9 protein-coding genes are annotated in these 14,050 nt (G+C 39.8%); 7 read left to right on the top strand and 2 right to left on the bottom strand.

Annotation, left to right across the window (positions count from 1 at the left end):
- Positions 1-130: 130 nt before the first annotated feature.
- Complete coding sequence (locus tag ACFSR6_RS10160) at positions 131-586, bottom strand: hypothetical protein (RefSeq protein WP_379078324.1); 456 nt, start codon at positions 584-586, stop codon at positions 131-133.
- Between the two features lie 454 nt (positions 587-1,040).
- Between ACFSR6_RS10160 and ACFSR6_RS10155 the strand changes: the two genes are divergently transcribed.
- Positions 1,041-1,385, top strand: a complete 345-nt coding sequence (locus ACFSR6_RS10155) for a four-helix bundle copper-binding protein (protein WP_379078322.1) — start codon at positions 1,041-1,043, stop codon at positions 1,383-1,385.
- 55 nt (positions 1,386-1,440) lie between these two features.
- Here the strand turns inward: ACFSR6_RS10155 and ACFSR6_RS10150 are convergent, their stop codons facing one another.
- Positions 1,441-2,988, bottom strand: coding sequence for a trypsin-like peptidase domain-containing protein (locus ACFSR6_RS10150; RefSeq protein WP_379078320.1), 1,548 nt, complete (start codon positions 2,986-2,988; stop codon positions 1,441-1,443).
- 322 nt (positions 2,989-3,310) lie between these two features.
- On the opposite strand from ACFSR6_RS10150, the gene dapF reads away from it, so the two are divergent.
- From dapF to ACFSR6_RS10120, 6 genes are all read left to right on the top strand, one after another.
- Positions 3,311-4,093 carry a diaminopimelate epimerase gene (dapF, locus tag ACFSR6_RS10145; RefSeq protein WP_379078318.1) on the top strand — a complete coding sequence of 261 codons (783 nt, stop codon included), beginning with the start codon at positions 3,311-3,313 and terminating at the stop codon, positions 4,091-4,093.
- A gap of 420 nt (positions 4,094-4,513) precedes the next feature.
- Positions 4,514-5,683, top strand: coding sequence for an efflux RND transporter periplasmic adaptor subunit (locus tag ACFSR6_RS10140; RefSeq protein ID WP_379078316.1), 1,170 nt, complete (start codon positions 4,514-4,516; stop codon positions 5,681-5,683).
- Positions 5,684-5,732: 49 nt separating this feature from the next.
- Complete coding sequence (locus ACFSR6_RS10135) at positions 5,733-8,915, top strand: efflux RND transporter permease subunit (protein ID WP_379078315.1); 3,183 nt, start codon at positions 5,733-5,735, stop codon at positions 8,913-8,915.
- A 10-nt stretch (positions 8,916-8,925) separates the two neighbouring features.
- Positions 8,926-10,326, top strand: coding sequence for an efflux transporter outer membrane subunit (locus tag ACFSR6_RS10130; RefSeq protein ID WP_379078313.1), 1,401 nt, complete (start codon positions 8,926-8,928; stop codon positions 10,324-10,326).
- Positions 10,327-10,563: 237 nt separating this feature from the next.
- Complete coding sequence (locus ACFSR6_RS10125; RefSeq protein WP_379078311.1) at positions 10,564-13,455, top strand: DEAD/DEAH box helicase; 2,892 nt, start codon at positions 10,564-10,566, stop codon at positions 13,453-13,455.
- Positions 13,456-13,677: 222 nt separating this feature from the next.
- Positions 13,678-13,995 (top strand): YgaP family membrane protein, encoded by a 318-nt coding sequence (locus ACFSR6_RS10120; protein WP_379078309.1) that lies wholly within the window; start codon positions 13,678-13,680, stop codon positions 13,993-13,995.
- The last annotated feature ends 55 nt before the right edge of the window (positions 13,996-14,050 follow it).

The following is a 14,050-nucleotide window of genomic DNA, read 5'->3' as shown; positions in this document are numbered from 1 at the left end:
ATAATACAGGTTTAAAACCACCTTTCCTTCCTGCCTTTCTACCCGGAAAAAGCAATAACTATAAAAATAAGTACCGGTAGATGGCAGCAAAAAAGTCAGGAACAAAAGTAAATCCTGCTACCGCTTAAGTTTAGCTATAAATCAGGCTTTCGTGCTGCTCATAATTCACTGTCAGGTTTTCGGTAATTTTTACCACAAGGGTTTCCTCTTCCCTGCCGCTATAACTTAGAATCATTAAATCGCCAATGATTTCGTGAAGGATTAATTTTGGACTGGTATAAGTAATGGAAACCACATGAGCACCTTTATTAAGCAGGTCGGAATCATAGATATGCAATTCGGCCCAATCAAAAAGCACCGGGCGCTCTTCCAGATCATTTAGCACCGGCATTTTACCTTCTAATGCCGTGATATTATTCATTACTGCATATTGTAGTTTCTGATGCAAAGCATTGGCTTTACTATTGGCCTGTTGCATTTGCGAGAAAGTGTGCAGGTGCCTGTTTAGGTTATATGTTTTTGACTTTTTTTGAAATTCTTTATAGGTATCGTGAAATATTCGTCTTTCAAAATCTGTTCTGCACATAAAATTGAAATATTGTATTACACTGAGGTTGATGTGAGCTAAAGCCATAATAATACGGTTCTTGTTGTTGATTCAAATATGTAACAATAAAAAAAAATAATCGATAACGTGTCGGTAAACACTGACTATCAATCGGTAAACAGCTAAACTAAATCATGATTATGAAAAACGGATGAATATTGGTTTGCGTATAAAAAACACTACTCCCCTGCAAAGATTTAAGGTATTTTAACAAATTAAACCCTGTAAATAATCAGGTGTAAAAGCCGCTTCTATTACACTTAGTATAACAACCCGATCAGCAAAAAAACACTATATCGGGACTAGAGGATATGTCTACCTGCTCATCCACTCATTTCCTAGCGAAAAGATAACGCCATTGATTTTTTAAAACCGTTTTGTTGGTCAGAAGGTTATTACTATACAAAACATTTATAACTAAATAATTACCGATATGGAAACGAGAAACAACCATGCTTTGATCCAGGCTTTATTGGATTGCGCTTTAGCATGCGAACATTGTGCATCATCGTGCTTAAAAGAAGAAGATATTAACATGATGGTTGACTGCATTAAACTCGACAGGGATTGTGCTGATATCTGTACCCAGGCGGCCAGGTTATTGCAGAGAGATTCGGTTATTGCTCGCCAGTACCTGTTGCTCTGCGAAGAGATATGCAGGCTTTGTGCGGAAGAATGCAGCAAACACGACCATGAACATTGCAGACAATGCGCAGTAGCTTGCGAAGAATGCGCAGAGGCTTGCCATGCCAACCATGAACTGATTAATCAGGACTAAAAAAAAGCCTCCTGATTTTACATCAGGAGGCTTTATCAAAATTGATTACAACCAATTATTGTGCAGGGAAACTGTAGTTATACGAACCTTGTTCGCCAACACCAGAAATACTCACCATATTGTTTCTACCTAAAGGCAATGCTTTTTGAACATCAGCCACAGAATTTACCGGTTGTCCGTTTACTTTGGTGATAATTAAACCTTTTTCTACGCCAATATTGTCAAAAGCTTTGCCAGTAGTAACCGATGTTACCACCACACCGCTGTTAATACCATATTTTGCTTTTTGTGCCTGGCTAGCCGGAGCGAAAGTTGCACCTAATTTACTTACTTCAGCACCTTTACTTGCATTATTATTTGCGGTTAAACCTACGCTGGCTTCGCCTTTAAGCGTAACAGTATAGTCTTTTAAGGCACCATCACGCAATATTGTCAATTTAACTTTATCTCCAGGGTTTAAACGGCCAACTCTTTCCTGAAGATCAGGTGAATCATTGATAACCACACCGTCAACTTTTTTGATTACGTCGCCAGATTTGATACCTGCTGCAGCCGCACCGCCACCAGGAACTACATCATTTACATATAAACCACTGATTTCGTTTGTTTTAATACCTTCTGGTTTTTCTTCACCACTTAGCGGCACGAAATTAACACCGATATAACCACGTTTTACTGATCCGTATTTCATAAAATCGTCAACGATTTTACGGGCAAGATTAACTGGAATTGCAAATCCATATCCCTGGTTATAACCACTTTGCGAAGCAATTGCCGAGTTGATTCCTACAAGTTCGCCATTTGCATTTACTAAAGCACCACCGCTGTTACCCGGGTTAATGGCAGCATCAGTCTGGATAAATGATTCGATGCTGGTATTTGCCGGACGGTCTGGTCTTTTACCGGTACGTTGGTATTCGCGGTATTCTTCTTCCGTAATCTCATTACCTTGCTGCTCGCGACCGATAATACCAATACTACGGTTTTTAGCACTTACAATACCTGCAGTTACTGTGGTATTTAAATCCAATGGGAAACCAACAGCCAAAACCCACTCTCCTACCTGAACATTATCAGAGTTACCCATTTTCACTACCGGTAAACCTGTTGCATTTACTTTAATTAAAGCTAAATCTGTATTTGGGTCGCGACCGATTACTTTCGCTTCTACTTTGCGTCTATCTGTTAATACCACTTCAACCTTCTCTGCATTTTCTACCACGTGGTTGTTGGTTACAATATAACCGTCTTGGCTGATAATTACACCCGAACCTGAAGCTGCTCTCGGCTGACGTTGCATCCGGCCGCCGCCACCACCGAAGAAATCTTCCATCATATCAAACGGAGAAGAACTTCTGCCTCCACTCTGCGCAGCGTAAGTGGTTTTAATGTGTACCACTCCTGGTGCAACTGCTGCTGCTGCCTGAGTAAAATCAGCTGTACCTGCCGATGACACCTTAAGTGGATTATTGGCAAAGTATAAGTTCTGTTTTTCAGTAATGGTACTGCCTGTTCGATTACGCTCAAATAGCTTGTAACCTCCTATTGCTGCTGCCCCACCTATAAAAGCAGCCAACACTGTAATTCCTAATATCTTTTTCATGTTTCTGTATATTATTTTTTATTTAAAGTCATGAATATATAATAAGCCAATTGCTAGCTAATTGTTTGTCTAGCTTATCATATTTCATTTCTAAAATGTTATTATTAGCAAGAGCCTATTCATTTTTGATTTAAGCAGAGTGCTCCGGCAGTTTTTATCTGCTCAAATTTTCTTTAGTAAATTTATTCAAATTTAATACCATATAAACGATATTTGCATCCTCAAAGCACTTAGTTTTGTGTTAAAAAATGTTAAATTAAAAAACACAATCTGCTTAATTACCTTTTGCAACTCGAATATTGCATAAAAAAATGAAGCTTTCATGAAAATTAATTTTTATAAATACCAGGGCGCAGGCAACGATTTTATTTTAATTGACCACACATCGGGTCCATTAAAAAATATTGACAATCAATTAGTTGAACAGTTATGCCATAGAAGATTTGGCATTGGTGCCGATGGATTAATGTTCATTACAAAGCACGAGAATTATGATTTTGAAATGCATTATTTTAATGCTGACGGTAAGCTGGGTAGTATGTGTGGAAATGGCGGCAGGTGTATCGTTGCTTTTGCCAAACACCTCGGAATTATTGATAGCGAAACCAACTTTTTGGCAGTAGACGGACCTCACTATGCCAGAATTTCAGAAAATGGCGAATGGGTTGACCTACAGATGATTGATGTAGATAGTATTACCAAAGATGGGGAAGCTTATGTGCTTAATACCGGTTCGCCACATTATGTTGCTTTACAAAATGGCTTAAAAGACCTGGATGTTTTTACAGCAGGAAAAAATATACGTTATAATGCAACTTATGCAGAAAAAGGAATAAACGTAAATTTTGTTGAGGATAAGGGAGACCATTTGTTTGTACGTACCTATGAACGTGGTGTTGAAGATGAAACCTATGCCTGTGGTACAGGGGTAACCGCGGTTGCCATGGCGATGGCGAAACATAAAAATCAAACCGGTCATATTAAAACCAACATTAAAGTTTTAGGCGGAGATATTAAAATAGAATTCGACTATGATGGGAAAGCATTTACCAATGTGTTTTTATGCGGACCTGCCAAATTGGTTTTTGAGGGAGAAGTAGACTAGTCTTTTGATGAAGCTCGCGGCTTTTTGAAACTTAACGAGGTTTGATGGAGATCCAAATATCTCGTGTAAAACAGACAGCATCAGCATTCTTTGTTCGCTAAAATAAACAGAATTAATCGCTTAAAAAAAGCTTCGATACAAGCGATTTTAACACCATTTAACATCTGTCGCAAGATATTTACACATTGTTTTTAACGGCTTAAAATTGTTTTAATCACCTAAAAAACAGCTATTTAATCCATTTAAATGGCATTTCCAATCAAAATATAAATCAATCGATTGATTAAATTGACAGAATTCGGACGGATTTATTTTTGGTTAGGCTCTATTTTTGGGCGATTATTGGCACGAATTGAAGTCCTAAATTTTGACGACGCCCTTAATTCCGGAAATTTAAATTTATACACACAGAAATAACCCATGAGAAAAGTAACAACTCTCTTTTTTAGCCTGAGCATTGGTATGCTTTTAGCATCCTGCGGAAATAATGATGCAGCTAAAAAAGCTGCTGCCGCTGCAGCAGCTGGCCCTCAAGCCTATCCGGTTTTTACCGTAAGTACACAAAACACCACTTTAGATTCTGATTATCCGGCAACGATTGAAGGGATCCAAAATATCGACATCCGGCCAAAAGTTGACGGTTTTATCGAAAAGATTTTTGTAGATGAAGGCGCAGTAGTTAAAAAAGGTCAGTTACTTTTCACAATTAACGCACCACAATATGAACAACAGGTACGTACAGCAAGGGCTGCCATCAGTAGTGCAGAAGCAGATGTTAACGCAGCCCAGTTAACCGTAAATAAAACGAGGCCTTTGGTAGAGAAAGATATCATCAGTAAGTATGATCTTGATGCTGCTCAATTAACACTCCAAAGCAGAAAAGCAGCGTTGGCACAGGCTAAAGCCGAATTGGTGAATGCCCAGGTTAACTTGGGTTACACTTCTGTTAAAAGCCCGGTTGATGGCGTAGTTGGCAGCATCCCTTTCAGAAATGGAAGTTTGGTAAGCAGTACCAGTACACAACCTTTAACTACGGTATCTAACATATCAAAGGTTTATGCTTACTTTTCTTTAAACGAGAAACAGCTTTTAGATTTTTCTAAAACCTATAAAGGAAAAACCCTTGCAGAGCAAATGAAAAATATTCCGCCGGTTAGCCTGGTTTTAGCAGATGGAACAGTTTATGCACAAAATGGCAAGATCGAATCCATCAACGGGCAGATTAATACCAGCACAGGCTCTGCAAGTTTAAGGGCAACTTTCCCCAATCCTACTTCTATATTAAAAAATGGTGCAAGTGCATCCGTAAGGATTCCTCAGCACATCGAGAATGCAATTTTAATCCCTCAAAAATCAACCATTGACCTACAGGGCAAAAAATTCGTTTATGTTCTGGGCGATTCTGCAAAAACCATTAACACCGAAATCGAGATTATGGATTTGGCTAAGGGCAAGTTTTATGTAGTAACTAAAGGACTTAAAGCCGGAGACAAAGTTGTTTTGGAGGGTTTCCAATCGTTAAAGGATGGTACAAAAATCAAACCTGAAGAAAAAAGTGCCGATTCAGTTTATGCTGATATCAGGAAATAGCAATATAATCAGTGCCAATCACACTATAATAGTGTAATCAATATTAATTATGTTTAAGAAATTTATAGAAAGACCGGTTTTATCAACGGTTATATCCATCATCATCGTTATACTCGGTGTTTTAGGTTTAGCTACGTTACCGGTTTCCCAATATCCGGAAATTGCCCCGCCAACGGTGCAGGTTTCTACTTCATACCAGGGTGCAAATGCTGATGTGGTTATGAACAGCGTGGTAGTCCCGCTGGAAGAGCAGATAAATGGTGTGGAAGACATGACCTACATGACCTCCAGTGCCAGTAATGATGGTACCGCAACCATTACTGTAAACTTTAAACTGGGTACCAACCCTGATCTTGCGGCGGTAAACGTACAGAACAGGGTTGCACGTGCTACCAGTTTATTACCTGCAGAGGTAACCAGATCGGGGGTTATTACGGCGAAAAGACAAGCGAGTAATGTATTAATCTTTGGTTTATACAGTGACGACCCTTCTTACGATCAGAAGTTTTTGCAGAACTATGCCAATATCAACATCATCCCGCAGATTAAACGTATCAATGGTGTGGGTGATGCAAGTGCATTCGGAACATTGGATTATACCATGCGTATCTGGTTAAAACCTGATGTGATGGCCACTTATGGCCTGGTTCCGAATGATATTAACGTTGCACTTGCCGATCAGAATGTGGAGGCAGCACCAGGTCAGTTTGGCGAGCTTGGTAATCAGGCATTTCAATATACCTTAAAATATACAGGCAGGTTAAAAGATGAGACGCAGTTTGGCAACATTATTATCCGCACTACCGATAACGGCCAGATTCTACGTTTAAAAGACATTGCAAGAATAGAACTTGGTGCGCAAAGTTATGCCAGTTCGGTTAAATTCAACGGAAAACAGGCTTTAGGTATTGCAATCAACCAAACAGCAGGATCAAATGCTAAAGAGGTAATCGAAAACTCCATTAAAACCCTCGATGAGGCTCAAAAATCTTTTCCAAAGGGCGTACATTACTCAACGCTGGTTAACGTAAACGACTTTTTGGATGCATCTATTGAAAAGGTACTTCACACTTTGATCGAAGCGTTTATTTTAGTATTCCTGGTGGTGTTTATCTTCTTGCAGGATTTCCGTTCAACCCTTATCCCTGCAATCAGTGTGCCGGTGGCGATTATCGGAACGTTCTTCTTCCTGAGTTTATTTGGTTTTACCATCAACCTGCTCACCTTGTTTGCCCTTGTACTTGCCATTGGTATTGTGGTAGATGATGCGATTGTGGTAGTAGAGGCCGTGCATGCGAAGCTGGATGAAGGTTATACCGATGCCAGAAAAGCAACAATAGACGCGATGGACGACATCAGTGGAGCGATTATTTCGATTACTTTGGTCATGGCTGCCGTATTTATTCCCGTGAGTTTTATCTCGGGATCGTCCGGTGTGTTTTATAAACAATTTGGTTTAACACTGGCCATTTCGATCATTTTATCGGCCATTAACGCCTTAACTTTAAGTCCGGCGCTATGTGCCCTGTTCTTAAAGCCACACAAAGATGAGCATGAAAAATCCAAAAACTTTTTAACCCGTTTTTACGATGCTTTTAACACTTCATTCGATGCTGTAACCGGAAAATATAAAAAAACGATAGGTTTTCTATCCAGAAAAAAATGGATCGTTGGATTGGCCATTACCTTCTTTGCGGTGGTATTGGTTTGGACGATGAATACCACGCCGAAAGGTTTCGTACCGAATGAGGACTTGGGAACCATCATGAGCGATATTTCATTGCCGGCAGGAACTTCGCAAGAGGAAACCAGCGTTATAATTACCAAGATCGATAGTATTGCGCACAAAATCCCTGAAATTAAAAACACTTTAAGGGTTGTTGGCCGGAGTATGATCAGTGGTTCGGGAAGTTCGTATGGTATGGTAATTTCGCGTTTAATCCCTTGGGATGAACGCAAGGGCAGGGATGTAAAAACAATAATCGGCGAATTGTTTGCAAAAACAGCAGGCATTAAAGGTGCGAGGATTATTTTCTTTGCGCCGCCAACTATCCAGGGTTTTGGTACCAGTGGTGGTTTTGAATTCCAGCTACAGGATAAAACCGGTGGAGATATTAAAAAGTTCAACGAGATTGGAAACGGATTTTTAGCCGCGCTGAGTAAACGTCCGGAGATCCAATATGCTTCTACCTCTTTTAATCCAAATTTCCCACAATATCAGATTGATGTAAATGTGGCAAAGGTTAAACAGGCGGGCTTAACGGTTAACGATGTACTGGGCGTAATGCAGGGTTATTATGGCGGTGTTTATGCTTCAAACTTTAATAAATTCGGTAAACAGTTTAGGGTAATGTTCCAGGCAGATGCCCAGTACCGTGCCAATGAACAAACTTTAACCCGTATTTTTGTTAGAAATTCATCAGGGGGAATGGCTCCGATATCGGAGTTTATTACCTTGACCAAAGTATACGGACCACAGGCCATTTCGCGTTTCAACCTGTTTACTTCAATTTCCGTAACAGGTAACCCAAATGCTGGCTACAGCTCGGGCGACGCTTTAAAGGCTGTACAGGAAGAGGCGGCTAAAAACCTTCCGGCAGGATATGGTTATGAATTTTCGGGTTTATCACGCGAGGAGATGGCAGGCGGAAGCCAAACGGTTTTCATCTTTTTACTTTGCGTAATCTTCGTTTATTTCCTACTTGCCGCACAGTATGAAAGTTATATTTTACCATTAGCGGTTTTATTCTCTTTACCGGTGGGTTTAGCGGGCGTATTCATTTTTGATAAAATTTTCGGGGTTGATAATAATATTTATACGCAGATTACCCTGATCATGCTTGTAGGACTCCTGGCCAAGAACGCCATTCTGATCGTAGAGTATGCGGTAGATAGAAGAAGAAAAGGCATGAGTATAGCCAACGCAGCAATTGATGGAGCAACGGCTCGTTTACGCCCAATTTTGATGACCTCTTTTGCTTTTATTTTGGGTTTATTACCACTGATGTTATCGTCGGGTGTTGGCGCGGCAGGTAATACCTCGATCGGTACAGGTGCTGTAGGTGGTATGTTGATCGGAACAATTTTCGGGGTTTTCGTTATCCCTGCCCTGTTTATCATATTCCAATCCTTACAGGAACGCATCAGTAATAAATCACCTTTTAACGAAGGCATCGATCGTGAACAAACGCCTGAGGAATATAAATTGGCAACTGCGAACAGCAAACATTAATATTAAGAAAATGAATTTTAGATATAAGCATTCCATTTTAACCGGTTTAGCCATTGTTACCCTGAGTGCCTGCGTAACTAAAAAATACGAACGCCCCCAGTTAAAAAGCGAGGGTTTATACCGCGATAATAATACAACAGATACTACTACAATGGCAGATCTGCAGTGGAAAACGTTGTTTTCTGATACGACCTTACAATCGTTGATCCAGCAGGGCCTAAATGAAAATTTAGACCTGAAACAAGCGATTGAGCGGATCAAAATTGCAGAAGCTACTTTAATACAAAGCCGTGGGGCATTATTGCCAAGCCTACAGGCCGATGTAAACGTAACCGATAATAAACAATCGCAAGCCTCGTTGAACTTCCCTCCAGGGATTAACATTAATTTAGAAACCCAAACCTATAAAGCACAGCTGAGTACCAGTTGGGAAGCCGATATATGGGGAAAGCTTAGCAGTGCGAAACGCGGTGCTTATGCAACTTTATTGCAAAGTGATGCAGCAAAAAGAGCTGTCCAAACGCAATTAATTGCCACCATTGCCAACAATTATTATGCTTTACTGGCACTCGACAAACAATTGGCCATTACCGAGCAAACCATCAAGGTGAGGGCGCAGGATGTGGAAACCATGAAAGAGTTAAAAAAAGGGGCCGTGGTAAATGGTGCGGCAGTTGTACAAAGTGAGGCGAATTTATATGCTGCCCAGGTAACCTTGCCCGATTTAAAAAGAAGCATTAAAGAAGCCGAAAATGCACTAAGTGTTTTGGTTGCAAAAGCACCAGATGCGATTAACCGTACCTCCTTAGATCAGCAGACCCCTTATGCGAATTTACAAACAGGGGTTTCCGCACAACTGTTGAAAAACCGTCCGGATGTGATCGCTGCTGAATTTGGTTTCAGATCGGCTTTCGAAAACACCAACGTGGCCAAAGCTTATTTTTATCCTGCTTTAACCATTACCGCTACTGGCGGATTGTCGAGCCTCCAATTACAGGATTTCTTCAGCAAATCGATCTTCTATAATTTAGTGGGTGGTTTAACGCAGCCAATTTTTGCAAAAGGAGCCAATAAGGCCCGTTTAAAGACTGCGGAAGCTAATCAACAGATTGCATTTTACACTTTTCAACAAACGCTTTTAACCGGCGGACAGGAGGTGTCAAATGCCTTGTATGCTTACCAAACCGCCGCTGAAAAGGAGGAAACAAGGACTAAACAAATCGCTTCGTTAACCAAAGCGGTTGATTTTACCAAAGAGTTGTTGCGTTACAGCTCAGCAACCAATTATACAGATGTATTAACTTCAGAACAAAGTTTGCTAAGTGCACAATTAAGCGGCATTAACGATCGCCTACAAAAATTACAGGCCGTGGTAAACCTGTACCGTGCTTTAGGTGGTGGTTGGAAATAAACAATAATTAACTGGCACATGAAGGCATTCTGATTTTCAGGATGCCTTTTTTGTTTTAGGCCGTTCGTTATGACTGTTTTCTAACTTATAAAATCCAAGAATTAACCGTTTTTTAAAATTCTATAAAAACTAATGATTTTTTATCCCAAAAATCATCAGTTCTTTTGATGTATTCCCAAAATATTGTAAGTTTAAAGTTTTTTAAGCGCTTAGCTTACAAAAATTTTAAGCCCATCAATGTTACGTGTCGATAGTTTTAAAGCCTGTAAAGTGGTGTACTCTTTGTGCAAACACGAGTACCTTGGCTATTTGATTGAACCTCATGTAGTTCAGCTCAACCCACAGGGCGATTTTTCTTTTACTTACCAGCGGATTTTTACCCATACCGCCGAAGAGTTTAAAGCCTGTTTGAGCGATATCGATTACAAACTGATCAAAATTTTAGACGATATTGAACAGGATTCTCTGATTAAAAAATATTACAAGAAACTTATAAGACCAACCGAGTTTTTCACCAAAGTTTTCGACGATAAGTTCTATGAGAATGTGCGGCCGAAAATTGAAAAGAAACTCGCTGAAGCTTTAGAGCTTTTGAAGGTTAAAAAAGAGCTTTATGTAATGGATAAAGATGGCTGGCCTGTAGAACGTAAAATCGAACTTGCGGAAGAACCAGCATCTATCCTTTTCCATTTTAGGAGGAATGAAACCGAAACCCGTTATTTCCCGACCATTAAATATCAGAACCTGAGGATCGAGTTTATGTTTAAAGAAGCACAGATCATCAGCAACAAACCTGCCTGGTTACTACTGAATGATATATTGTACTTTTTTGATCAGGATATTGAAGGAAAAAAATTACAGCCTTTTTTAAATAAACGCTTTATTGCCATACCCAAAACTACCGAAGCCACATATTTCGAAAAGTTTGTAGCGCCATTGATCGAGAAACACCATGTATATGCAGAGGGTTTCGAAATCAGGACGGAACAGTTTGAGGCCAAACCGGTAATCAAGATTTTATATGTTGATGGCGGCCTTTCCCAGATACAGCTATACTTTAAATACGGCGAATATACTTTCCCGGTCGAAAATGCACATAAAGTAACTGTACGCTTAGAAAAAACGGCCGATAACTATATTTTCCACCGGATAAAACGCTCGGCAGACTGGGAGAAAAAACAGTTTAATTTTTTATTGTCGTTAGGGCTTAAAAAAACAAGTTCTTTATTCAGTAACCTCGAAGTAAGCGCAGATGAAGAAAACCCGAGTTATGCTGCCATTAACTGGGTAAATGAGCATATAGAGCTTTTAGAAGCGTCGGGTTTTGAGATTGAACAGGCCACCGGACAGAAAAAATTTGTATTCGGGGCCAACAAAATAGATCTTGAAGTTAAAGAGGGGAATGACTGGTTCGACATTCATGCTGTGGTATGGTTCGGGAAATACCAGATTCCATTCCTGTCCTTAAAACAGCATATTTTACATAAAAAACGAGAGTTTTTACTTCCCGATGGAGAAGTAGCCATCATCCCTGATAAATGGTTTACCCAATACGGCAGTCTGTTCAGCCTGGCAGAAGCCGGACAATCACTGAAATTAAAAAAGCACCATATCGGTTTAATTAACGATCTGGCCGAAGATAGTTTGGCAAATGTTATGCTCGAGCGTAAACTTCAGCGGTTGTCAGACTTTGAAGACATTGTTGATACACAGATGCCCGTTCACTTTAAAGGCAGTTTGCGCGATTACCAAAAAGCAGGCTATAACTGGTTCAGCTTTTTACGCGAATACAATTTTGGCGGTTGTTTAGCTGATGATATGGGTTTGGGTAAAACCATCCAAACATTGGCAATGCTGCAAAAAGTTAAGGAAGATGATCAGTTATTGAAATTACAATCAACATCACTGATTGTAATGCCAACTTCATTAATTTACAACTGGTTAACGGAAGCGAAAAAATTTACGCCAAAGCTTAAAATACTGGCACATACGGGTACCAACAGAAATAAGGATGTTGCTAATTTTGCGAATTACGATATTATTATTACCACCTACGGCGTAACCAGGGTAGATGTAGATGAATTGAAAAATTTCTATTTCAATTATATCATTCTTGATGAAAGCCAGAACATTAAAAACCCGGCATCAAAATCGTTCAAGGCTATCAGAAGCTTAAAATCGAAACATAAACTGATTCTGAGCGGTACACCTGTAGAAAATTCGGTAAGCGATTTATGGTCGCAATTAACTTTTTTAAACCCTGGTTTGCTGGGTACACAGGCATTCTTCAATGAAGAATACGTGCAGGCGATAGAAAAGAAAAAAGATGAAGAAAAAGCGCGTAAGCTTCAATCAATCATCAAGCCTTTTGTTCTTCGCAGAACGAAAGAGCAGGTGGCTGCAGAATTACCTCCCAAAACAGAACAGGTAATTTATTGCGACATGAGCGAGGACCAGGCAGCTTATTACGAAAAAACAAAATCAGCCTACCGCAACGATTTATTACAGAGTATGGATGACGGAACCTTTGCACAAAAGCAGGTGCAGCTTTTACAAGGATTAACAGCCCTGCGCCAGTTGGCCAACCACCCTGTGATGATTGATGGAGAGTACATCTCCGATTCGGGTAAATTTGAAAATGTGATCCATACTTTAGATAACGTGCTCAAGGGCGGACATAAGGTTTTGGTCTTTTCGCAGTTTGTAAAACACCTCGATATTTTTAAAAAACATTTTGAGAGTGAAAATATCCCATTTGCTTATTTAGATGGCGCTACACGTAACCGTGGCGAAATTGTGGCCGAATTTCAGCAAAACAGCGATCTGAAAGTGTTTCTTATTTCGATAAAAGCCGGTGGCGTTGGTTTAAACCTAACACAGGCCGATTACGTCTTTATTCTCGATCCGTGGTGGAACCCTGCGGTTGAACAACAAGCTATAGACAGGACACACCGCATTGGCCAGGATAAAAAGGTTTTCATCTATAAATTTATTGCTAAAGACACCGTTGAAGAGAAAATTTTGGCCTTGCAAAATCGCAAAAAATCACTGGCCAATTCACTCATCACTACCGAGGAGAGTTTCTTTAAATCGTTAAGTAAAGAGGATATTAGAGATATATTGAATTAAGATCAGTTGTCATGCTAAATGCAACGAAGGATCTTTTATTAACAGAACTAGCTTCTTGTCTTTCATAAAATAGAGATTCTTCCATGCGTACAGAATGACAGATTTACTTATGCCCTTATGTGCCTCAGGTGGTAAAATAATGGTTATTAGCTCAACAATTTAAATTACTTCAAACTCATTCCCTCCCAACTTGTTATAATGTAGAATACAAATTCTACCATCATGACAAATCAAGATTTTAATACCGCAGTAAACAATGTTAAAGAAGCCTGGAAATATCCCGAACTATTTCAGAATGTTTCCAAATCCGAACGTTGGTTATCAGGCGTTACAGGCACCTATTTATTATTTAAGGGCCTTACAAGTATTTTTTCGCATCCGGTAATCGGTTTAACCGGTGCCGCTGTTGGCGCAGGCCTGTTATACCGAGGCATTACAGGTTATTGCCCGCTACGCGATCTGGCCGAACAAAACAAAGAAGGCATTGCGCCCGACGAAGTGATTATCAGTGAAACCTATGTTGTTGACGATTTGGGGTAATATTTTAAATACTAAATTTCCATTTCTTAATAAACTGGTTAACTTTAAAAAGTTA

This window comes from Pedobacter vanadiisoli, from assembly GCF_042684385.1.
Lineage (GTDB): Bacteria > Bacteroidota > Bacteroidia > Sphingobacteriales > Sphingobacteriaceae > Pedobacter > Pedobacter vanadiisoli.
Note: the sequence above shows the minus strand (reverse complement) of the source record. Positions and strands in the feature narration are given on the sequence as shown.